This window comes from Bacillus sp. P4_D3 (genome assembly GCF_056401855.1).
In genome coordinates, this window is the sequence record NZ_JBFUIN010000039.1 from 1 (window position 1) to 22373 (window position 22373).

The 22373-nt window shown below is 37.0% G+C and carries 24 protein-coding genes and 1 pseudogene; all 25 read left to right on the forward strand.

Annotated features, from left to right (window positions below; all coding sequences use genetic code 11):
• Positions 1-144 (forward strand): annotated as a pseudogene (locus tag AC1DTM_RS08465) (radical SAM family heme chaperone HemW); the annotation flags it as partial.
• A gap of 133 nt (positions 145-277) precedes the next feature.
• Entirely contained in the window at positions 278-1294 is a 1017-nt protein-coding gene (hrcA, locus tag AC1DTM_RS08470) for a heat-inducible transcriptional repressor HrcA (protein WP_002015201.1), read from the forward strand.
• Positions 1295-1408: 114 nt separating this feature from the next.
• On the forward strand, positions 1409-1975 hold the full coding sequence (gene grpE, locus AC1DTM_RS08475) for a nucleotide exchange factor GrpE (protein WP_016106181.1): 567 nt from the start codon (positions 1409-1411) through the stop codon (positions 1973-1975).
• Between the two features lie 26 nt (positions 1976-2001).
• The gene (gene dnaK / locus AC1DTM_RS08480) at positions 2002-3837 is read left to right on the forward strand and encodes a chaperone protein DnaK (RefSeq protein WP_477000154.1); all 1836 of its coding nucleotides are present in this window, start codon (positions 2002-2004) and stop codon (positions 3835-3837) included.
• A gap of 202 nt (positions 3838-4039) precedes the next feature.
• Positions 4040-5143, forward strand: a complete 1104-nt coding sequence (gene dnaJ, locus AC1DTM_RS08485) for a chaperone protein DnaJ (RefSeq protein WP_002160443.1) — start codon at positions 4040-4042, stop codon at positions 5141-5143.
• Between the two features lie 28 nt (positions 5144-5171).
• Positions 5172-6110 carry a 50S ribosomal protein L11 methyltransferase gene (prmA, locus tag AC1DTM_RS08490; RefSeq protein WP_002111903.1) on the forward strand — a complete coding sequence of 313 codons (939 nt, stop codon included), beginning with the start codon at positions 5172-5174 and terminating at the stop codon, positions 6108-6110.
• A gap of 145 nt (positions 6111-6255) precedes the next feature.
• A complete protein-coding gene (locus AC1DTM_RS08495; RefSeq protein ID WP_002160444.1) occupies positions 6256-7005 on the forward strand; it encodes a 16S rRNA (uracil(1498)-N(3))-methyltransferase in 750 nt (249 codons plus the stop codon).
• Between the two features lie 6 nt (positions 7006-7011).
• A complete protein-coding gene (gene mtaB, locus AC1DTM_RS08500; protein ID WP_199715063.1) occupies positions 7012-8364 on the forward strand; it encodes a tRNA (N(6)-L-threonylcarbamoyladenosine(37)-C(2))-methylthiotransferase MtaB in 1353 nt (450 codons plus the stop codon).
• 464 nt (positions 8365-8828) lie between these two features.
• On the forward strand, positions 8829-9002 hold the full coding sequence (gene rpsU, locus AC1DTM_RS08505; RefSeq protein ID WP_002088683.1) for a 30S ribosomal protein S21: 174 nt from the start codon (positions 8829-8831) through the stop codon (positions 9000-9002).
• A gap of 15 nt (positions 9003-9017) precedes the next feature.
• Positions 9018-9461 (forward strand): GatB/YqeY domain-containing protein, encoded by a 444-nt coding sequence (locus AC1DTM_RS08510; protein WP_000054578.1) that lies wholly within the window; start codon positions 9018-9020, stop codon positions 9459-9461.
• A 107-nt stretch (positions 9462-9568) separates the two neighbouring features.
• On the forward strand, positions 9569-9862 hold the full coding sequence (gene yqfC, locus AC1DTM_RS08515) for a sporulation protein YqfC (protein ID WP_002088680.1): 294 nt from the start codon (positions 9569-9571) through the stop codon (positions 9860-9862).
• Positions 9863-10105: 243 nt separating this feature from the next.
• Positions 10106-11305 (forward strand): sporulation protein YqfD, encoded by a 1200-nt coding sequence (gene yqfD, locus AC1DTM_RS08520; RefSeq protein ID WP_016106178.1) that lies wholly within the window; start codon positions 10106-10108, stop codon positions 11303-11305.
• 3 nt (positions 11306-11308) lie between these two features.
• On the forward strand, positions 11309-12268 hold the full coding sequence (locus AC1DTM_RS08525) for a PhoH family protein (protein ID WP_002160446.1): 960 nt from the start codon (positions 11309-11311) through the stop codon (positions 12266-12268).
• Between the two features lie 197 nt (positions 12269-12465).
• Entirely contained in the window at positions 12466-14610 is a 2145-nt protein-coding gene (locus AC1DTM_RS08530) for an HD family phosphohydrolase (RefSeq protein ID WP_016106177.1), read from the forward strand.
• On the forward strand, positions 14607-15077 hold the full coding sequence (gene ybeY, locus AC1DTM_RS08535; RefSeq protein ID WP_002088675.1) for an rRNA maturation RNase YbeY: 471 nt from the start codon (positions 14607-14609) through the stop codon (positions 15075-15077). Before AC1DTM_RS08530 ends, ybeY begins: the two co-directional genes overlap by 4 nt.
• The gene (locus AC1DTM_RS08540) at positions 15074-15427 is read left to right on the forward strand and encodes a diacylglycerol kinase family protein (RefSeq protein ID WP_016106176.1); all 354 of its coding nucleotides are present in this window, start codon (positions 15074-15076) and stop codon (positions 15425-15427) included. The genes ybeY and AC1DTM_RS08540 overlap by 4 nt, the downstream gene beginning before the upstream one ends.
• 99 nt (positions 15428-15526) lie before the next feature.
• Positions 15527-15925, forward strand: a complete 399-nt coding sequence (locus tag AC1DTM_RS08545; protein ID WP_002111886.1) for a cytidine deaminase — start codon at positions 15527-15529, stop codon at positions 15923-15925.
• Positions 15918-16823 (forward strand): GTPase Era, encoded by a 906-nt coding sequence (gene era / locus AC1DTM_RS08550; RefSeq protein ID WP_477000155.1) that lies wholly within the window; start codon positions 15918-15920, stop codon positions 16821-16823. The genes AC1DTM_RS08545 and era overlap by 8 nt, the downstream gene beginning before the upstream one ends.
• 176 nt (positions 16824-16999) lie before the next feature.
• Positions 17000-17143: a YqzL family protein gene (locus tag AC1DTM_RS08555; RefSeq protein ID WP_000883924.1), complete on the forward strand. Its 144-nt coding sequence runs from the start codon at positions 17000-17002 to the stop codon at positions 17141-17143.
• A gap of 33 nt (positions 17144-17176) precedes the next feature.
• Positions 17177-17923 carry a DNA repair protein RecO gene (recO, locus tag AC1DTM_RS08560; protein ID WP_016106175.1) on the forward strand — a complete coding sequence of 249 codons (747 nt, stop codon included), beginning with the start codon at positions 17177-17179 and terminating at the stop codon, positions 17921-17923.
• Between the two features lie 106 nt (positions 17924-18029).
• Complete coding sequence (ccpN, locus tag AC1DTM_RS08565) at positions 18030-18662, forward strand: transcriptional regulator CcpN (protein ID WP_087947415.1); 633 nt, start codon at positions 18030-18032, stop codon at positions 18660-18662.
• A 29-nt stretch (positions 18663-18691) separates the two neighbouring features.
• Positions 18692-19504: a pyruvate, water dikinase regulatory protein gene (locus AC1DTM_RS08570; protein WP_002160452.1), complete on the forward strand. Its 813-nt coding sequence runs from the start codon at positions 18692-18694 to the stop codon at positions 19502-19504.
• Positions 19505-19896: 392 nt separating this feature from the next.
• Positions 19897-20190 carry a DUF188 domain-containing protein gene (locus AC1DTM_RS08575; protein WP_002160453.1) on the forward strand — a complete coding sequence of 98 codons (294 nt, stop codon included), beginning with the start codon at positions 19897-19899 and terminating at the stop codon, positions 20188-20190.
• 200 nt (positions 20191-20390) lie between these two features.
• Complete coding sequence (dnaG, locus tag AC1DTM_RS08580) at positions 20391-22193, forward strand: DNA primase (RefSeq protein ID WP_002067179.1); 1803 nt, start codon at positions 20391-20393, stop codon at positions 22191-22193.
• Between the two features lie 59 nt (positions 22194-22252).
• The coding region (locus AC1DTM_RS08585) for an RNA polymerase sigma factor region1.1 domain-containing protein (RefSeq protein ID WP_477000156.1) at positions 22253-22373 on the forward strand (121 nt) is incomplete at its 3' end.

Here is a 22373-nt window from a genome sequence, read left to right on the forward strand (position 1 = left end):
GTGGAGATGGACCATGTTTTTGCAAAGCAGTTACAAAGTAATCAAGAACAAGGATTACTTGAAAACAGAGATGGACATGTTTGTTTAACGAGGAAAGGGAAACTATTAGGGAATGAAGTATTCCAGTCATTTTTGATTGATTAATTAAATGTGCCATAAGCGTGAAAAATTTTTGTTATTTCGTGACGTTTCCGTTGACAATTGAATGTCAATTTTGGTAAGTTATTAATAGATTTAGCACTCGAAGACAAAGAGTGCTAACAGAGGTGATGATGAGATGCTTACGGAACGTCAGCTCTTAATTTTACAAACAATTGTTGATGACTTTATTGGATCAGCGCAACCAGTTGGTTCGAGGACGTTGGCTAAGAAAGATGAAATTACGTTTAGTTCAGCTACTATTCGAAATGAAATGGCTGATTTAGAAGAATTAGGATTTATTGAAAAAACGCATAGTTCTTCTGGGCGTGTTCCTTCTGAAAAAGGATACCGATTTTATGTAGACCATCTTTTAGCGCCGCAAAACTTACCGACCGATGAAATTGTACAAATTAAAGATTTATTTGCTGAAAGAATTTTTGAAGCAGAAAAAATTGCACAACAATCAGCTCAAATTTTATCAGAGCTTACGAATTATACGGCCATTGTTCTTGGTCCCAAATTGAGCACAAATAAACTTAAAAATGTACAAATTGTACCGCTTGATCGTCAAACAGCAGTCGCTATTATTGTAACAGATACAGGGCATGTGCAAAGTAAAACGATTACCGTTCCGGAATCTGTTGATTTATCAGATTTAGAAAAAATGGTTAATATTTTAAATGAAAAGCTATCTGGTATACCTATGGCAGAACTTCATAATAAAATCTTTAAAGAGATTGTTACAGTCTTGCGTGGGTATGTTCATAATTACGATAGTGCAATAAAAATGTTAGATGGTACATTTCAAGTCCCTTTATCGGAAAAGATATACTTTGGAGGAAAAGCAAATATGCTTTCGCAACCAGAGTTCCATGACATTCACAAAGTAAGATCTTTGCTGACGATGATTGATAATGAGGCTGCGTTTTATGACATTTTGCGTCATAAACAAGTCGGAATTCAAGTGAAAATTGGTAGAGAAAATTCTTCTACGGCAATGGAGGATTGCAGTTTGATTTCTGCAACGTATTCGATTGGAGAAGAGCAACTTGGAACAATTGCAATTTTAGGTCCGACGAGAATGCAATACTCTCGTGTAATTAGTTTACTGCAGTTATTTACAAGACAATTTACAGACGGACTTAAAAAGTAAATGAGAGTAATACATTCGCTCAAGTGATGAAATTTTCATTGCTGTGCGTAATATATAATGCTTAGGTAATCATGCTAAGCATGATACCTAATACCTTTTAAGGAGGTGAAAATTGTGGAAGAGCGTAACGAACAAGTGGTAGAAGAAGTGAAAGAAGCGCAAGTTGAAGAAGCTGTCACGCCAGAAAACAGTGAAAAAACTGTAGAAGAAAAAAGTGAGGCTGCTCTTTTACAAGAAAAAGTAGATGAGTTACAAGCGAAACTAACGGAATCGGAAGGTCGCACATTACGTCTACAAGCTGATTTTGAAAATTATAAGCGCCGTGTCCAAATGGATAAACAGGCTGCTGATAAATATAGAGCACAAAGTCTAGTTTCAGATATTTTGCCAGCTCTTGATAATTTTGAAAGAGCGATGCAAGTGGAAGCGACTGACGAGCAAACGAAATCCTTGTTACAAGGTATGGAAATGGTGCATCGTCAATTGCTAGAAGCGTTGACTAAGGAAGGTGTTGAAGCGATTGAAGCTGTTGGTAAACAGTTTGATCCGAATGAACACCAAGCTATTATGCAAGTGGAAGACAGTGAATTTGAATCAAACGCGGTAGTTGAAGAATTCCAAAAAGGTTATAAACTAAAAGACCGTGTGATTCGCCCATCAATGGTAAAAGTAAATCAATAATTTACATAAAAGTAGGAGGATTCGCCATGAGTAAAATTATCGGTATTGACTTAGGTACAACAAACTCTTGTGTAGCTGTTATGGAAGGTGGAGAACCAAAGGTTATCCCAAATCCAGAAGGAAATCGTACAACACCTTCTGTTGTAGCTTTCAAAAATGAAGAGCGTCAAGTTGGGGAAGTTGCGAAACGTCAAGCAATTACAAACCCAAATACAATCATGTCTGTTAAACGTCATATGGGTACAGACTATAAAGTAGAAGTTGAAGGTAAAGATTATACACCTCAAGAAATTTCTGCAATCATTTTACAAAACTTAAAAGCTTCTGCTGAAGCGTACTTAGGTGAAACAGTGACGAAAGCTGTTATTACAGTACCAGCATACTTCAACGATGCAGAACGCCAAGCGACAAAAGATGCTGGTCGTATTGCTGGTTTAGAAGTAGAGCGTATCATTAACGAACCAACAGCAGCAGCACTTGCTTACGGTTTAGAAAAACAAGATGAAGAACAAAAAATTCTAGTATATGACTTAGGTGGCGGTACGTTTGACGTATCTATCCTTGAGTTAGCAGATGGAACATTTGAAGTTATTTCAACTGCTGGTGACAACCGTCTTGGTGGAGATGACTTTGACCAAGTTATCATCGATCATTTAGTAGCTGAATTCAAAAAAGAAAATAGCATTGATTTAAGCCAAGATAAAATGGCACTTCAACGTTTGAAAGATGCAGCTGAAAAAGCGAAGAAAGATCTTTCTGGTGTAACACAAACACAAATTTCATTACCATTCATTAGTGCTGGAGCTGCTGGTCCATTACACTTAGAATTAACGTTAACAAGAGCTAAATTCGAAGAAATTTCAGCTGGTCTTGTTGAAAGAACATTAGAGCCAACTCGTCGTGCATTAAAAGACGCTGGTTTTTCTCCAAGCGAATTAGATAAAGTTATCCTTGTTGGTGGTTCTACTCGTATCCCAGCTGTACAAGAAGCAATTAAACGTGAAACTGGTAAAGAGCCATACAAAGGTGTAAACCCAGATGAAGTTGTAGCATTAGGTGCTGCAGTTCAAGGTGGCGTACTTACTGGTGATGTAGAGGGCGTTCTATTATTAGACGTAACTCCACTTTCTTTAGGTATCGAAACTATGGGTGGTGTGTTCACGAAATTAATCGAGCGTAACACTACAATTCCAACAAGTAAGTCACAAGTATTCTCAACAGCTGCTGATAACCAACCAGCGGTAGACATTCACGTACTACAAGGTGAGCGTCCAATGTCAGCTGACAACAAAACATTAGGTCGTTTCCAATTAACAGACCTTYCGCCAGCACCACGTGGAATTCCACAAATCGAAGTAACATTCGATATTGATGCGAACGGTATCGTTAACGTACGTGCAAAAGACTTAGGAACAAGTAAAGAGCAAACTATTACAATCCAATCTTCTTCAGGTCTTTCTGATGAAGAAGTAGATCGTATGGTACAAGAAGCGGAATCAAATGCTGACGCTGACCAAAAACGTAAGGAAGAAGTTGAACTTCGTAACGAAGCTGACCAACTTGTATTCCAAACAGACAAAGTTGTAAAAGAWTTAGAAGGTAAAGTAGATGCAGCTGAAGTAGCGAAAGCAACGGAAGCGAAAGAAGCATTACAAGCGGCAATCGAGAAAAACGAACTTGAAGAAATCCGTGTGAAAAAAGATGCTCTTCAAGAAATCGTACAACAATTAACTGTTAAATTATACGAGCAAGCTCAAGCAGCTGCAGGGCAAGCAGAAGGTGCACAAGGAGCACAAGACGCTGGCGCGAAAAAAGATAATGTAGTAGACGCTGAGTTTGAAGAAGTAAAAGAAGACAAGTAATACAGTGAAATAAAATAAGTAAGATGACAAAAAGTCAAAGTCAAGCGTGCCTTGGCTTTGGCTTTTTTCACGAATAAGAAGAAATGTGTGAGGATCTTAAGTTTTTTATTTTGCATACTGTAAGTGAGGAAACTTTGTTGCAAAGCACTTTCTTTCGGTGTTAAAATTACGTTTATGTGAAAGATTCGGGGGTTGCAAATTTATGAATAAACGAGACTATTATGAGGTCCTTGGACTTAGCAAGGGTGCTTCTAAAGATGAAATAAAAAAAGCGTATCGTGGTTTGGCTAAAAAGTACCATCCAGACGTAAGTAAAGAAGAAAATGCAATTGAAAAGTTTAAAGAAGTACAAGAAGCATACGAAGTATTAAGTGACGATCAAAAACGCGCGCAGTATGATCAGTTTGGTCACGCGGGTCCGAATCAAGGTTTCGGTGGAGGCGACTTCGGCGGTGGTTTCGGATTTGAAGATATCTTCAGTTCATTCTTTGGTGGCGGTGGCGGCAGACGTCGTGATCCGAATGCTCCGCGTCAAGGTGCTGATTTACAATATCAAGTTACTTTAGAGTTTGAAGAAGCTATTTTTGGTAAAGAATTAAATGTTGAGATTCCAGTGGAGGATCCATGTGATACTTGTAAGGGTAGCGGAGCAAAACCAGGGACTTCAAAAGAAACATGTAAACATTGTTCAGGATCAGGGCAAGTAAGTGTAGAACAAAATACACCATTTGGGCGTATTGTAAACCGTCAAGCTTGTGGGCATTGTTCAGGAACAGGTCAAATGATTAAAGAGAAATGTACGACATGCCATGGTTCTGGTAAAGTTCGTAAACGCAAAAAAATCAATGTTAAAATTCCAGCGGGTATCGATAATGGTCAACAAATTCGTGTATCTGGAAAAGGTGAAGCAGGCGTAAATGGCGGACCGGCAGGTGACTTATATGTTGTTGTTCATGTGAGAAATCATGAATTCTTTGAGCGCGAAGGGGATCACATTATTTGCGAAATGCCATTAACATTTGCGCAAATGGCACTTGGTGCGGAAGTAGAAGTTCCTACCGTTCATGGCAAAGTGAAGCTGAAAATTCCAGCAGGAACACAAACAGGAACAGAATTCCGCTTAAAAGGAAAAGGTGCTCCAAACGTACGTGGATATGGTCAAGGAGATCAATATGTAGTCGTTCGTGTTGTTGTGCCGACGAAATTAACTTCACATCAAAAAGATTTATTGCGTGAATTTGCAGGGCAAGAAGAGCAGGATGATAGCTTATTCAGAAAGCTTAAACGTGCTTTCAAAGGGGAATAATGGAAATAAAAAATGGAGTTGGTAAATTGTGAAATGGTCAGAAATTAGTATTCATACAACAGAAGAAGCAGTAGAAGCTGTCTCTCATATTTTGCATGAAGCAGGCGCTAGCGGGATTGTGATTGAGGACCCAGCGGAGTTGACGAAAGAGCGCGAGCAACAATACGGTGAGATTTATGCACTTAACCCAGATGAATATCCAAGTGAGGGTGTTTTGGTAAAAGCATATTTCCCACAAACGGATTCTTTACACGAAACGGTTGCAGGTGTAAAATCATCTATTGATGCACTACCATCTTTCGACATCGAAATTGGTACAGGAAATATTACAATTAATGAAGTCGATGAGGAAGATTGGGCTACTGCTTGGAAGAAGTATTATCATCCAGTTCAAATTTCTGATACATTCACAATTGTGCCGACGTGGGAAGAGTATACACCGTCTTCTCCAGATGAAAAAATTATTGAATTAGATCCAGGTATGGCGTTTGGTACAGGGACACATCCAACAACAACGATGTGTATTCGTGCGTTAGAAAAAACGGTTCAGCCAGGTGATACTGTGATTGATGTGGGGACAGGTTCAGGGGTACTTAGTATTGCTGCGGCAAAATTAGGTGCGGCTTCTGTTCAAGCGTATGATTTAGACCCAGTTGCAGTTGAAAGTGCAGAAATGAATGTGCGCTTAAATAAAACAGATGACATTGTCAATGTTGGACAGAATAGTCTATTAGAAGGTATTGAAGGTCCAGTTGATTTAATCGTAGCAAATTTACTAGCGGAAATTATTCTTCTATTCCCTGAAGATGCAGCGAGAGTTGTGAAGCCAGGTGGATTATTTATTACATCTGGTATTATTGGGGCGAAAGAAAAAGTAATTTCTGAAGCGTTAGAAAAAGCTGGATTTACAATTGAAGAAGTGCTTCGAATGGAAGATTGGGTAGCAATTATTGCACGAAATGCGTAATATAGATTTTAGTCTATAAAGAACAGGGGAGTCTCTCACCGTATAAGGTGAGGGACTTGCCGTTTGTTATATGAAAATGATAACGTTTCGTTCTTTTCGTAAGTGTTGACTTACGAAAGGAACGAAACTCTACTAAGGTGATTATATGCAACGTTATTTTGTAGAAGAGAAATATGTAAATGAGACAAGTATTCGTATAATGGGTGATGATGTTCATCACATCGCAAGAGTGATGCGTATGTCAGCTGGTGACCACATTTATTGCTGTGTAAATGGTCAAACAGCAGAGTGTTCAATTGCTGAAATTACCAGTGAATTTGTGGATACCACTATTGTAGAATGGGTAGAGGCGTCAAGCGAACTTCCTGTGTTCGTGACGATTGCAAGTGGACTGCCGAAAGGAGACAAGCTAGAGTTAATTTTTCAAAAAGGAACTGAGCTTGGGGCAGCTGCATTTTTACCATTTCAAGCATCTCGATCTATTGTAAAGTGGGATGCGAAAAAAGCAGATAAAAAAGTTGAGCGTTTGAAAAAAATTGTAAAAGAAGCTGCGGAACAATCGCATAGAAGTGAAATTCCAGAAGTACACGTTCCCTCATCATTTAAACAACTGCTGTCGATGAGTAGCGAGTATGATGTTTGTCTTGTTGCGTATGAAGAAGAAGCGAAACAAGGTGAGAAATCTAATTTTGCGAAAGCTTTATCGACGATTAAACGAGGCCAAAAGCTGCTGATTGTATTTGGGCCGGAAGGCGGTTTAGCGGAGGAAGAGATAACCGCACTTCGTGAACATAAATTTGTACCATGTAGTTTAGGACCAAGAATTTTAAGAACAGAAACGGCTCCGCTTTATGCGTTAAGTGCCGCTTCTTATCATTTTGAATTGATGGGGTGATAATCAATGGCAACTGTTGCGTTCCACACGTTAGGTTGTAAAGTAAACCACTATGAAACAGAAGCGATTTGGCAATTGTTTAAACAAGGTGGTTATGAAAGAACTGAATATGAAAAAAAATCTGATGTATATGTTATTAACACATGTACAGTAACAAATACTGGAGATAAAAAAAGCCGTCAAGTAATTAGACGTGCTGTACGTCAAAATCCAGATGCGGTAATTTGTGTAACTGGGTGTTATGCACAAACATCTCCAGCAGAAATTATGGCAATTCCAGGTGTAGATATTGTTGTTGGTACGCAAGATCGTGAGAAGATGTTAGGATACATCGAAGAATTCCGTAAAGAGCGTCAACCAATTAATGCTGTCCGCAATATCATGAAAACACGTGTATATGAAGAGCTCGATGTACCATATTTCACGGACCGTACACGTGCATCTTTAAAAATACAAGAAGGTTGCAATAACTTCTGTACATTTTGCATCATTCCTTGGGCGCGTGGTTTAATGCGTTCTCGTGATGGAAAAGAAGTTATTAAACAGGCGCAGCAATTAGTAGATGCGGGCTATAAAGAAATCGTATTAACAGGTATTCATACAGGTGGGTACGGTGAAGATATAAAAGAGTATAACTTAGCGGGATTACTGCACGATATGGAAGCGAAAGTAGGCGGATTAAAACGCCTTCGTATTTCTTCTATTGAGGCGAGTCAAATTTCTGATGAAGTAATTGAAGTGTTAGATAAATCAGAAGTAGTTGTACGTCACTTGCATATTCCATTACAGTCAGGATCTAATACTGTATTGAAACGTATGCGCCGTAAGTATACGATGGAATTTTTCCAAGAGCGTTTAGATCGTTTGAAAGAAGCGTTACCAGGTCTTGCGATTACATCAGACGTAATTGTTGGATTCCCAGGTGAAACAGAAGAAGAATTCATGGAAACGTACAATTTCATTAAAGAGAATCGTTTCTCTGAATTACACGTTTTCCCTTATTCAAAACGTACAGGTACTCCAGCAGCACGTATGGAAGATCAAATTCCTGAAGACGTGAAGAACGATCGTGTTCACCGTTTAATTGAGCTATCAAATCAATTAGCGAAAGAGTATGCTTCTGGATTTGAAGGTGAAGTACTTGAAATCATTCCGGAAGAGACATTTAAAGATGGTGACCGTGAAGGTTTATATGTAGGTTATACAGATAACTACTTAAAAATTGTGTTTGAAGGATCTGAAGAATTGATTGGTAAGCTAGTAAAAGTGAAAATTACAAAAGCTGGTTATCCATATAATGAAGCGCAGTTTGTTCGTGTTCTTGAAGATGATGTAAAAAAAGAATCAGCAAGCGCATAATAAAGTGAAACTTTAATTAGTGGGGGGTTTTGTTCATCCCCACTGATTATTAGCCYTCACCAATCGGGCGTTTACGGGCAGTTGATCTCCCACCTAACTTCTTTGCTTCAGCCGAATTTTGAGATGGGAGTTTTACTGCCCGTTAATGCTTTTTTTTCGTTCATGGAGAAGTTAAGTATTGAAAGAAGATGCAGTGGGTTGTTCGTTAAATGAGTGATTTTTGAGCGTATCCTTGTATAAAAAAGATCCAGTAATAAAAATATATTTATTTTTAGGGGAAGAGATAAAGGCTATCAACATAGTTTTTGAAAAAGGAAGAGCATCAATTCTTCTTTTATTCTGCCAAATAGTTGACCTGAAGTGATAAAATGTATTATAATCGTAAAAGACATGCTGAAGAAGTGTTTCTTTTTGCATGCTGAAGTTAGTATGTAAGTGTGATGTTTCGGAGGGAGGGAAAGAGAATGTCAAAAACAGTCGTTCGTAAAAACGAGTCTTTGGAGGATGCACTTCGCCGTTTTAAAAAGTCGGTTTCTAAAACTGGTACACTTGCTGAAGCAAGAAAGCGCGAGTTTTATGAAAAGCCAAGTGTAAAACGTAAGAAGAAGTCTGAAGCGGCAAGAAAGCGTAAGTTCTAAGAGAGGGTGTAAGTTATGAGTCTTCTCGGTCGTTTAAACGATGATATGAAACAAGCGATGAAGAATAAACAAAAAGAAAAATTAACCGTTATTCGTATGGTTAAGGCTGCTTTACAAAATGAAGGTATTAAACTGCAACATACTCTTACTGAAGAAGAGGAATTAACAGTTTTAGCTCGTGAAGTAAAACAGTATAAGGACTCCCTCCTTGAATTTAAAAAAGCTGGTCGTGAAGACCTTGTTGATAAACTGCAAAGTGAAATTCAGATTTTAAGCGCATATTTGCCGGAGCAATTAACAGAAGAAGAACTAGCGGATATAATTAAGCAAGTTATTTCTGAAGTTGGTGCTACATCTAAAGCAGATATGGGTAAAGTGATGACTGCTGTTATGCCGAAAGTAAAAGGTAAAACAGACGGATCACTTGTGAATAAGCTGGTTATCCAGCTATTAGCATAAAAAAGCGTCTCATTTCGTATGAGACGTTTTTTTATGCTTTTTTCAGTTTGGACGTGATATTACAAGCTCTTTTTTCATACATATGGGATGAGAGGGGGTCTTTTGAGATGAAGAAATTAGAACAAATGAAGAATTGGTTAACGAAGCAAATAGACCTGCCAGTGGATGTGTTAATGGATCTACCTCGGATCACGCTTGTTGGGCAAGTACATATCTATATAGAAAATCATCGAGGATTATTAGTATTTTCAGATAAAGAGGTAAGATTGCTATTGAAACATGGTCAATTATTAATTAAAGGTCAATCCTTTGTTATTAAAACAATCCTTCCAGAAGAACTGTTACTTGAAGGGATTATTGAACAAGTGACGTTTTTAGAAAATGAAAAGAAAGAGGAGTGAGGAGAAACTTCCGTTTGTGAAGTTTTTCTTCGTTACCTTGTATTAACAGGTGATAACGTTCTGGCCTCAATATTCGGTTCGTACAAAGAGGATAGGTGGGAATTGAGTTCCACGTAAAAAAACTGGCTCGTGAAGGTTAATAATTAGTGAGGATCAAGGAATCTGCTAATTTAGTACGAGCTAGTTTGATAATCGAATTGAAAAGTAGTGTATCTACTTTTAGAAAGGTAGTGGAGATAGTCGATGAAAAATAAATGGTTTATAAAATGGCTTGGGTATGTAAAGGTGCGAATTGAAGGTAGAGGAGCGGAACGCTTTGTTAACGAGTGTGTGCGGAGGAAATTACTCGTTTGGGATGTAAAGAAGATAGCTGATGAAACGTTAGTTTTTTGTATGTTATTACGAGATGTGAAAAAGATAAAACCAATTTATAGAAAAAATGAATGTAAATTATATTTTATTGGACGTTACGGTTTTCCGTTTTGGAATAAGCGTTTAATTAAAAATAGTGGATTTTTAATTGGGTTTTTAATATTTTTTTTCGGGATGATTGCATTGTCAAATATGGTGTGGAAAATTGAAATTACAGGAGCAAAACCTGAAACGGAATATATATTGATGAAAGAATTGGACAAAATGGGTATAAAAAAAGGGAAATTACAGTTCCAAATGCCGAATGTAGAAGATGTTCAACGTCATTTGACAGACAATATTAATGCGATTACTTGGGCGGGATTAGAAATAAGAGGGACAACATATCATTTTAAGATTGTTGAAAAAAATGAACCGAAAAAAGAAAGTGAACAACAGCCACAAAACTTAGTAGCAAAAAAAGAAGGGATTATTACAAAAACATTTGTGGAAGTTGGGAAGCCTGTTGTCATGAAAAATGACCATGTAGAAAAGGGGCAACTTCTCGTCTCGGGGATGTATGGTAATGAGGAGAATCCGACAATTGTTTCGGCTAAAGGGATTGTATATGGAGAAACGTGGTATAAATCTGAGGTGGATGTTCCGTTAAAGACGCAATTTCAAGTGTATACTGGTAATTCGTATAATGAATATTTTCTTAAATTTGGGAGTGCTAAAATAAAAATATGGGGATTTCAGCAGGATAAGTATAAACGCTCTCGTACTGAAAGTGTAAAACATGATGTGAAATTATTTGGATTCACATTACCAGTTGCATACGAGAAAGATATTGTACGAGAAGAGGAAGAAGCGAACCGAGAATATACCGAAAAACAAGCAATGAAAGTAGCGAAAGAGATGGCAGAAAAAGAACTGAAGAAAAAATTGGATGAACATGCTATGATTGTAAGTGATAACATTTTGAGTAAAGAGGTTGAGGCGGATCACCTAAAGGTCACATTACATTATACAGTGATTGAAAATATTGCAGAGCCACAACCAATATCTGAATTCGATATTCAAGGAGACTGAGTAATGGCAGAACAATTAGTAGAAATGAACCAACAATTGGAAAACCCTAACGAAGCAATCGCTCTTTTTGGGGTAAATGATGCTCATTTAAAAGTAATTGAACGAGAACTTAGTGTATCGATTGTGACTAGAGGAGAATCTGTTCGTGTATCTGGGGCAGATGAAACTGTGGTGCTCGTAGAAAAAATCTTACAACAGTTACTTGTTGTTATCCGTAAAGGTGTATCAATTTCGGAAAGAGATGTTGCGTATGCGATTCAGCTTGGGCAACAAGGGAAAATTGCTCAATTCGAAGAGTTATATGAAGAGGAAATTTTTAAAACGGCAAAAGGTAAATCCATTCGTGTGAAAACGATGGGGCAAAGACGATATATTCATGCAATGAAAAAGAATGATATTGTATTTGGGATAGGGCCTGCTGGGACAGGAAAAACATACTTAGCCGTAGTAATGGCTGTGAGAGCTTTAAAGCAAGGGTATGTAAAGAAAATTATTTTAACAAGACCTGCTGTAGAAGCTGGAGAGAGCTTAGGGTTTTTACCAGGTGATTTGAAAGAAAAAGTAGATCCGTATTTACGACCACTATATGATGCGTTACATGATATTCTTGGACAAGAATATACACAACGTATGATGGAACGTGGTGTAATTGAAATTGCACCTCTTGCTTATATGAGAGGGCGTACTCTTGATGATTCATTTGTTATATTAGATGAGGCGCAAAATACAACTGGTGTTCAAATAAAAATGTTTTTAACACGATTAGGTTTTAGTTCTAAAATGGTTATTACGGGGGATCCCTCACAGGTAGACTTGCCAAAAGGGGTAAAGTCAGGTCTTTCTATTGCTGCTAATATTTTATCTGGTGTATCAGGTCTTTCGTTCATTACATTGGAACAAACGGACGTTGTGAGACACCAGTTAGTGCAACGTATTATTGAGGCATATGATAAAATGGAATGATCCTATTTGTCAGGATCATTTCTTTTTGTATGATAAGGTTGGCGAAGGACATATTTTTTACTATCATTAAAGACGAGGGAAATAAACTATAGGTGATGGTCTATAAAAATATGGTCCTAAAAAGCATCGTTGGCTGGAAGAAATGAAAGCTATAAATAGTTTCACTTTATTTCTGGAGAGGAGAAGGTATTGAAATCATGTCAAGATCTCAAGAAATTTCTAAGTGGTTTCGTAATTTACAACATTCGAAAAAACTAAGTTGGATTTCTTACGTTTTATTAGGAGCAGTACTGTTTTTTGCACTTATGAATAATGTAAAACCAGAGCAATTAGATGTTGAAATATACTCTATTGCTAAAAAAACAATCCACTCTCCTATTAAAATTGAAGATAAAGTTACAACGGAAAAAAAGAAAAAAGAAGCCGCTACCAAAGTTGAAGATCAGTATACATATAGAAGTGAGCTTAAACAAAATAAAGTGGATATTGTTAATGATGTTTTTGCTAAGGTAGATGAAGTGGTGCAAGAGATTAAAGCTGTTGGACCAGATGAGCAAAAAAAGATTACCGATGCTGATAAAGTGGACAAGTTGAAAAAGAAACTACCTGTCGATTTAACAAAAGATTTATCGGATTCAAACTTACTAAACTTGATTAACGCGGATTCAAGCCAATTGGTATTAGCAAAAGATGCAGCAGTCACAGCCGTTAATAGTATAATGGCTATGCATATTAAAATGGACGAATTGAAGGACGCTAAAGAGCGGTATGTAAGTGAGTTGAATAATGTTAATGTCGATAGTGGTTTAAAAGAAGCTATTAAGGCACTAGGGAAATATGCAATTTCAGCAAATTATTTTTATGATCCGACTTTAACAAAAGAGAAGAGAAAAGCAGAGGAAGATTTAGTGCCGCCTGTTTATATCCTTCAAGGGCAAGTTCTTGTGAGAGAAGGAGAAACGATTTCAAGTGATATGTATAATCAGTTGAAATTAGTTGGGTTGCTAGAGAAAGGTAATAGCTTCCAACCTTATGTTGGTTTGGCGGTGCTCATTTGTGTGTTGCTATACTTTATGCATAAGCAGTTTGAAGTATTTTTACAGCGAAAAAGAGAAGATAGGCCGTATGTTTTAGCATACATCACAATTCTGTCTATCACGATTGTTTTAATGAAAATCATTAGTTTATTCCAAAAGCTTGAATATGCAGGAATTGCGTATGTTGTTCCGGTCGCGATGGGGACAATACTTGTGAAATTAATGATTGGTGACCGATTTGTATTTTTAACAAGTATGATTTTTTCTGTTTGCGGAAGTATTATGTTTAATGAAGGTGTAACGAGTACACTGAATTATAGTGTAGGGATTTATGTTTTGTTAAGTTCATTATCGGTTAGCATCTTCTTGAGAGAAAAAAATCGTCGTACGATGATTTTGCAAGCTGGTATACTCGTTTCCGTATTAAATGTAGTCGTATTGGCGGCATTGCTACTATTACGAAATGGGAACTTTTCACCTCTTGAAATTGGTACGCAATTATTAATGGCAGCAGTTTCGGGGATTATCTCTTCTGTTCTAGCTATGGGGATTTTACCGTATTTAGAAAGTGGGCTCGGAATTGTATCGAGTATGAAATTAATGGAACTTTCAAGTCCGAATCACCCGCTCTTGCGCAAAATCTTATTAGAAGCACCGGGTACGTATCACCATAGTGTAATGGTAGCGAATCTTTCTGAAGCTGCTTGTGAAGCGGTTGGAGCAAATGGAGTGTTGGCTCGTGTAGGGGCGTATTATCATGATGTGGGAAAAACAGTACAACCACAGTTTTTTATTGAAAACCAGATGGGGATTGAAAACCCGCATGATAGATTAGACCCTGTAACGAGTAAAGATATTATAATCGCTCACGTAACTGATGGGGTGAGGATGTTAGAGGAATATCATATTCCTCAAGAAATTATTGATATTGCTGGACAGCATCACGGTACAACGTTACTTAAATATTTTTACTATAAAGCGATTAAGGAAGATAAAGAGAAATATAAGGAAGAGATGTTCCGCTACCCAGGATCAAAAGCAACATCTAAAGAGTCGGCAATTGTTGGTATTGCTGATAGTGTAGAAGCGGCGGTACGTTCAATGAATCATCCAACGCCAGATCAAATTAATAACTTAGTGCAAAGTATTATTAAAGATCGTTTGCAAGATGGGCAATTTAGTGAATGTGATTTGACATTTAAAGAATTACAAATTGTTTGTAAAACGTTATGTGAAACGTTAAATGGTATTTTCCATTCTCGTATTACATATCCGGAGCTGCCGGAAGATAAGGAGAAAGAATGAGTTTATTAATTGATTTTATTGATGAAACAGAAGAAGTGAAAGACGAATATATAAGTTTGATTCGAGGATTGGTAGAGAAAGCAGCCCAAATGGAAAATATAGAAGAAGGGGCAGAATTATCGGTTACGTTTGTAGATAATGAACGTATTCGTGAAATAAACCGTGATTACCGAGATAAGGATCAACCTACGGATGTTATTTCTTTCGCAATGGAAGAAATGGGAGAAGGCGAGATGGAAATCGTCGGTGCGGAAATGCCGCGTATGTTAGGAGATCTTATTATTTCTATTCCAAGAGCAAAAGAACAAGCGGAAGAATATGGACATTCTTTTGATCGAGAACTTGGGTTTTTAGCACTACATGGCTTTTTGCATTTGCTTGGTTATGATCATATGACAGAAGAAGATGAAAAAGAAATGTTTGGAAGACAAAAAGAAATTTTAGAGGCCTTTGGATTAGGACGATGAAAAAAGGAAAACTTTTAGATAGTTTTGGATATGCTATAGCTGGTATATACTTTTGTCTTCGTCATGAACGAAATATGAAAATTCATTCTTTAGCCGCAGTCATTGTTATGTGCTGCGGCTTTTATTTCCATATTACAACAACGGAATGGATTGTATTACTTATTGTGATAGGGATTGTAATGGGTTTAGAGATGGTGAATACGGCTATTGAAAAAACAGTAGACTTAGCAACCGCGGATATTCATCCGTTTGCGAAAATTGCAAAGGATGTTGCGGCGGGGGCAGTTTTATTGTTTGCAATTATAGCTGCTGTAATTGGTGCTATTATCTTTTTACCGTATATGGTATAGTTGCATTCCGAAGCTTTTATTAAGCTTTGGGAGCGCCGTGAAGGCCTTTAATGAAAGAGTGTATCTATTCACATCTGTGAACGGAAAGGATGCGGGAATATGAATAGCAAACAATTAATTCAAGAAGCAACCGAAGCGCGTAAACGAGCGTACGTACCATATTCTAAATTTCAAGTAGGTGCAGCTTTACTAACTCAGGATGGAAAAATATATCGTGGATGTAATGTTGAAAATGCATCATATGGTTTATGTAACTGTGCAGAAAGAACAGCGTTATTTAAGGCGATTTCTGAAGGAGATAACGAGTTTGTAGCTATTGCAGTCGTAGCAGATACAAAGCGTCCAGTACCTCCTTGTGGAGCATGTCGACAAGTTATGGTAGAATTATGTAAACAGGATACGAAAGTATACCTATCAAACTTACATGGTGATGTTCAAGAGACAACAGTCGGAGAATTGTTACCAGGAGCATTTTTAGCGGAGGATTTACATGAATAGAAAAGGTTATAAATCAGGTTTTGTCTCTATTATTGGCAGACCGAATGTTGGGAAATCTACATTTTTAAATCGTATTATTGGCCAAAAAATTGCTATTATGAGCGATAAGCCACAAACAACTCGTAATAAAATTCAAGGTGTATATACAGAAAATGATTCACAAGTAGTTTTCATTGATACACCAGGAATACATAAACCTAAACATAAACTAGGCGATTTCATGGTGAAGATGGCTCAAACGACATTAAAAGAAGTTGATATTGTTCTGTTTATGGTCAATGCAACTGAAGGATATGGTCGTGGTGAGGAATTTATTATTGAGAAATTACAAGAAACGAAACAACCGGTATTTTTAGTAATTAATAAAATTGACCAAGTTCATCCTGAGCAATTATTAGCGTTAATTGATCAATACCGTAAACTATATGAGTTCGCGGAGATTGTGCCAATTTCTGCATTGGACGGTAATAACGTTGAAGCGTTAATCGGAGCAATTAAAAAGTATTTACCAGAAGGACCGCAATATTACCCGGATAATCAAGTAACGGATCATCCAGAGCGATTTATTATTTCAGAGCTTATTCGTGAAAAAGTATTACATTTAACACGTGAAGAAGTACCGCATTCTGTAGCGGTTGTTATTGATGCAATTCAAAAGCGTGAGGGCGGAGCGGTTTATATAAMCGCAACGATTGTTGTTGAACGTGCATCACAAAAAGGAATTATTATAGGTAAGCAAGGGAAGATGTTAAAAGAAGTCGGTAAGCGAGCTCGCTTTGACATTGAAGCACTTCTTGGTTCTAAAGTATTTTTAGAAGTATGGGTGAAAGTGCAAAAAGATTGGCGTAATAAGATGTCACAGCTTCGTGACCTTGGTTTCCGTGAAGACGAGTATTAATATGAAGTAAAGTTGTGATCAGTGGGTGTTTTGTTCATCCACTGATTATTGGTTTTTATGAACCTTGATAAATTAGGAAAAATTTTTCTCACATGAAAATGAACAAAATGGGTCAATTTAATAACAACAAAAGAAATTGCTTTATAGGCTACGCTTATTGAGAAAGGTGGATTCTTATGCTAGATTTTACCTGGAAGTTTTTCTCCAAAACAGGAAGCATTGAAACGTATTTGCTTTTGAAAGAAATGGAAAAAGACGTAAACGATGAGATGGATCAACATGAAGAGGAGTTAGCGCATCTAGACTCTCCAATTTCTTGACCCGTTTTGTTCAAACCTTGGATGGTGACGAACATGTTTCAAAAAGTTGAGGGCATTGTCATCCGTACAACAGATTACGGAGAAACAAATAAGATTGTTACAATATACTCACGGGAATTTGGTAAGATAAGTGCAATGGCAAGAGGGGCGAAAAAACCGAAGAGTCGGTTAGCGGCTATTTCGCAACTTATGACACATGGTCATTTTCTTATTCAAATTGGATCTGGACTTGGAACTTTGCAACAAGGCGAGATTATTTCATCTATGAAAGAAATTCGCGAGGATATATTTTTAACTGCTTATGCATCATTTATTATCGAATTAACTGATAAAGCAACAGAAGATAAGAAGCATAATCCGTATTTATTTGAAATGTTATATCAAACGTTGCATTATATGTGTGAGGGTGTTGACCCAGAAGCATTATCATTAATTTATCAAACGAAAATGCTTCCGGTATTAGGGATGCACCCGTACTTTGATACATGTGCTATTTGTCATCAAGAAACAGATTTTGTCGCCTTCTCTGTCAGGGAAGGCGGTTTTCTGTGCTCGCGTCATGCGGAACAAGATCCGTATCGTATTCCGGTGGGAGAGGCTGTTCATAAATTATTACGTCTCTTTCTTCACTTCGATCTACACCGGCTCGGTAATGTATCGGTGAAGGATAGTACAAAAAAACAAATGCGCACAGTATTGAATACATATTATGATGAATATTGTGGGATTTATTTGAAAACAAGGCGTTTCTTGGAACAACTTGATAAGTTTCAAATATAAAAAGGGCCGTATACGGTCCTTTTTACATACTTTCTTTTTCGAATAGCATATTTAGTATATAATATTTAAGAGATAGTATAACTTTTTTCGTTGTGCATTAAAGGTGGTGATTATCATAGAGCTGAATAAACGGCAAGAGCATATCATTCAGATTGTAAAAGATCACGGTCCTATTACAGGGGAGTCAATTGCTGGGCAATTGGGTTTAACACGTGCAACGCTAAGACCAGACTTAGCAATTTTAACGATGGCTGGTTATTTAGAAGCGCGTCCACGTGTAGGTTATTTTTATACGGGTAAAACCGGGGGACAGCTATTATCTGAAGCTGTTAAGAAAATTAAAGTGCAAGATTATCAATCTAGACCGGCTGTAATTGATAAAAATGTATCAGTATACGATGCAATCTGTACTATGTTTCTAGAGGACGTTGGTACATTATTTGTTGTAGATCAATCTACTTTATTAGTTGGCGTTGTATCTCGTAAAGATTTATTACGAGCTAGCTTAGGAAAGCAGGATTTAACCTCTCTTCCGGTTAATATTATCATGACAAGGATGCCAAACATTGCGATGTGTCGCAGGGAGGATTCTTTATATGATATTGCGATGGAATTAATAGAAAGACAGATTGATGCGATGCCGGTTGTGAAGGATACGAAACAAGGTTTAGAAGTGATTGGGCGAATTACAAAAACAAATATTACACGTGCGTTTGTAAATTTAGTAAATAACGAATAAGTGTAATTTGTTTAAAGTGAGGTAATGTAATGGATAATAAAATCGTATATGTCGTATCTGACTCTGTAGGAGAAACGGCTGATTTGGTTGTTAGAGCGGCAATGGGACAGTTCCCATTCGCTCCTGATATTAGACGTGTACCGTATGTAGAAGATACAGGGACATTAAAAGAAGTAATCTCGATTGCCAAGAGCAATCAAGCGCTTATTTGTTTTACGTTAGTAAAGCCTGATATGCGTCAATATTTATTGACAGAAGCGGCAAAAGAAGGAGTAGAGGCATACGATATTATCGGACCTCTTATCGATCAAATTGAAGGAATTACAGGGCAAGTACCAAGGTATGAGCCAGGTGTCGTTCGAAGATTAGATGAAGAGTACTTTAAAAAAATTGAAGCGATTGAATTTGCAGTTAAGTATGATGATGGTAGAGATGCACGTGGTATTTTAAAAGCTGATATCGTGTTGATTGGAATTTCACGTACATCAAAAACACCACTTTCACAATATTTAGCGCATAACAAACGTTTGAAAGTTGCCAATGTACCACTTGTACCGGAAGTGGATCCACCTGAGGAATTATATCAAGTGGCAAAAGAGAAATGTTTCGGTTTGAAAATCATACCGGATAAGTTAAATCATATTCGAAAAGAACGATTGAAATCACTTGGATTAAGTGATGGAGCAACATATGCAAATATTAATCGTATTCAAGAAGAACTTGGTCATTTTGAGGAAGTAATTAATAAAATAAATTGTCAAGTGATTGATGTATCAAATAAGGCGATTGAAGAAACAGCAAATATTATTGTGAATGCAGTGCAAAACCAAAAAATGTTTTAGCACATTTACCAAAGGTGAATGTGCTTTTTTCGCTCGTGAGAAGGCGGTAGAGGAAGATGCGAAGTAGAGCATGAACTTTCGGCTTAGTAATAGAATATAGCGGAATGGTTATACTTATATTCTTCTGTTTTTTTTATTATGCTAAAGGAACGATTTCGTTATCTTTAAATGTAAGATGAAAATTAAAGGGATATGTAGCGTAGTTGAAGAAAATATATTATAATAAAAAATTGTGATAAAAACCTATATTTTACGTTTAGACTTTAATTTTTCAGAATAAACTAGGGATAGGATTTTCGAAAAAGACATGTATTTACGTTAAATCGACAAAATCTAGACAAGAAAACGCACATTATGGAAGGATTCACAGAAGGGATGTAGAATACAGAAATATGCAAAACATCAGTAAGATATTATTTGATGCAGATGCGTATCCCGTGAAGAATGTAATTGTGCAAGTTGGAACAAAATTTTATGTCGAAATTTTGTTTGTCGCATCCTATGCTCATCGTTCAAGAAAACAGCAAGGCAATTGGGTCTATGTAGATTCTGAGCAAGATGAAGTGGATTGTTATATTTATCAACATGCAAAAGCTACAGATCTCATGATCATACAGGTTATAGTGCTTGCTAGTCTTCTTGTGAAAAAGGAGTATATGTATTGTCTCCAAGAGATACATTTGTAACAGATGAGCAAATGGATACAATTTTATATAGTAGTATGTATCTGCGAATTTACGCAGACTGGGGACTTATACGAAAGGTCCAAAATCGTTTACACAATGTGATCGACAGTACTTTCTAACAAATTCAGAAAAATATTGTCGAATTATAAAGGAATCTTTTAATTTATATCGAATACAAAATACGACACGGAGATGGATTTATGGGGAACAGAATTCCCGAAGAAGTTGTTGAACAGATTCGGACATCATCTGATATTGTAGAAGTGATTGGTGAGTATGTTCAACTTAGAAAGCAGGGACGTAACTATTTCGGTCTTTGTCCATTTCATGGTGAGAATTCTCCTTCGTTCTCTGTTTCATCTGATAAGCAAATTTTTCATTGCTTCGGATGTGGAGAAGGTGGAAATGTATTTTCTTTTCTTATGAAAATGGAAGGACTTGCTTTCACCGAGGCTGTTCAAAAGCTTGGCGAAAGAAATGGAATTGCAGTTGCAGAATATACATCAGGGCAAGGACAACAACAACAAGAAGACATATCTGATGACACTGTCATCATGCAACAGGCTCATGAACTTTTGAAAAAGTATTATCATCATTTATTAGTAAATACAGAAGAAGGAAATGAAGCACTTTCATATTTATTAAAACGTGGTATTACAAAAGAGATGATTGAGAAATTTGAAATTGGTTATGCATCACAAGCTTGGGATGCAGCAACGAAAATTTTACAAAAAAGAGGTTTGTCGCTATCTAGTATGGAACAAGCTGGCCTTCTTGTAAGAAGTGAGAAGGATGGCAGTCATTATGACCGCTTCCGCGGAAGAGTTATGTTTCCGATTTATACTTTACAAGGTAAGGTGATAGCGTTTAGTGGAAGGGCGTTAGGAGATGACACTCCGAAATATTTAAATAGTCCTGAAACACCGATTTTTTACAAAAGTAAGCTGTTGTATAATTTCCACCAAGCAAGGCCGTTTATTAGAAAACGTGGGCAGGTTGTCCTTTTTGAAGGCTATGCCGATGTACTAGCTGCGGTGAAAAGTGGTGTGGAAGAAGCTGTTGCGACAATGGGAACAGCCTTAACTGAAGAACAAGCGAAACTTCTGCGACGTAACGTTGAAACTGTTGTTCTTTGCTATGATGGTGATAAAGCAGGGCGAGAAGCGACGATGAAAGCAGGGCAATTACTATTGCAAGTTGGTTGCCAAGTGAAAGTTACATCCTTGCCAGATAAGCTTGACCCTGATGAATATGTGCAACAATATGGGACAACCGCTTTTGAAAATCTTGTGAAATCAAGTATAAGTTTTGTTGGTTTCAAAATAAATCATTTGCGTTTAGGGAAAAATTTGCAAGATGAGTCTGGCAAAGAAGAATATGTAAAAAGTGTTTTAAAAGAGTTATCATTGCTACAGGATGCGATGCAGGCGGAATCATATTTAAAATCATTATCGCAAGAATTTTCGTATTCAATGGAAACACTTTTGAATCAATTGCACCAATATCGCAAAGAACAAAAGGTACAGCAAAAACAAATAAAGCAGGTTTCTAAGCCATCTCAAATTGTTCAAACGAAGCCGAAGTTAACAGGTTTTGAAAGGGCAGAAAGAGAAATTATCTACCATATGTTGCAAAGTGCAGAAGTGACAGTACGTATGGAACCTCATATAGAAGATTTTTATACAGAAGAACATAAAGGGATTTTATATGAACTATACGCATATTATGAAAAGGGAAATGAACCTTCAGTCGGAACATTTTTAAGTTGGCTCTCTGATGAAAAGTTGAAAAATATTATCACTGATATTTCGACGGATGAATTTATTAATCCAGAGTACACAGAAGAAGCGTTACAAGGTCATTTGGAGGCGTTAAGACGCCATAAAGAGAAACTTGAAAAGATGGAAATTATCTTTAAAGTAAAACAAATGGAAAAAACAGATCCTGTAGAGGCTGCTAAATATTATGTGGCATATTTACAAAGTCAAAAAGCAAGAAAATAGCTTTTTCGATAAAATTTTAGTATAATGAATGTTTGTATCTCGCGTAAGGAGGGGAACAGATGGCTGATAAACCAGCTCGTTCTAAACAAATTGAAACTGAAATGACCCTTGAGCAAGTGAAAGAACAACTCACTGAGCTTGGAAAAAAACGTGGCGTTCTTACATATGAAGAGATTGCAG

Coding starts and splice junctions, on each gene's coding strand:
- hrcA (WP_002015201.1), top strand. CDS start 278: ATGCTTACGGAACGTCAGCTCTTAATTTTACAAACAATTGTTGATGAC.
- dnaJ (WP_002160443.1), top strand. CDS start 4,040: ATGAATAAACGAGACTATTATGAGGTCCTTGGACTTAGCAAGGGTGCT.
- AC1DTM_RS08495 (WP_002160444.1), top strand. CDS start 6,256: ATGCAACGTTATTTTGTAGAAGAGAAATATGTAAATGAGACAAGTATT.
- mtaB (WP_199715063.1), top strand. CDS start 7,012: ATGGCAACTGTTGCGTTCCACACGTTAGGTTGTAAAGTAAACCACTAT.
- rpsU (WP_002088683.1), top strand. CDS start 8,829: ATGTCAAAAACAGTCGTTCGTAAAAACGAGTCTTTGGAGGATGCACTT.
- AC1DTM_RS08510 (WP_000054578.1), top strand. CDS start 9,018: ATGAGTCTTCTCGGTCGTTTAAACGATGATATGAAACAAGCGATGAAG.
- yqfC (WP_002088680.1), top strand. CDS start 9,569: ATGAAGAAATTAGAACAAATGAAGAATTGGTTAACGAAGCAAATAGAC.
- yqfD (WP_016106178.1), top strand. CDS start 10,106: ATGAAAAATAAATGGTTTATAAAATGGCTTGGGTATGTAAAGGTGCGA.
- AC1DTM_RS08525 (WP_002160446.1), top strand. CDS start 11,309: ATGGCAGAACAATTAGTAGAAATGAACCAACAATTGGAAAACCCTAAC.
- AC1DTM_RS08530 (WP_016106177.1), top strand. CDS start 12,466: ATGTCAAGATCTCAAGAAATTTCTAAGTGGTTTCGTAATTTACAACAT.
- ybeY (WP_002088675.1), top strand. CDS start 14,607: ATGAGTTTATTAATTGATTTTATTGATGAAACAGAAGAAGTGAAAGAC.
- AC1DTM_RS08540 (WP_016106176.1), top strand. CDS start 15,074: ATGAAAAAAGGAAAACTTTTAGATAGTTTTGGATATGCTATAGCTGGT.
- AC1DTM_RS08545 (WP_002111886.1), top strand. CDS start 15,527: ATGAATAGCAAACAATTAATTCAAGAAGCAACCGAAGCGCGTAAACGA.
- AC1DTM_RS08555 (WP_000883924.1), top strand. CDS start 17,000: ATGCTAGATTTTACCTGGAAGTTTTTCTCCAAAACAGGAAGCATTGAA.
- recO (WP_016106175.1), top strand. CDS start 17,177: ATGTTTCAAAAAGTTGAGGGCATTGTCATCCGTACAACAGATTACGGA.
- AC1DTM_RS08570 (WP_002160452.1), top strand. CDS start 18,692: ATGGATAATAAAATCGTATATGTCGTATCTGACTCTGTAGGAGAAACG.
- AC1DTM_RS08575 (WP_002160453.1), top strand. CDS start 19,897: ATGCAAAACATCAGTAAGATATTATTTGATGCAGATGCGTATCCCGTG.
- dnaG (WP_002067179.1), top strand. CDS start 20,391: ATGGGGAACAGAATTCCCGAAGAAGTTGTTGAACAGATTCGGACATCA.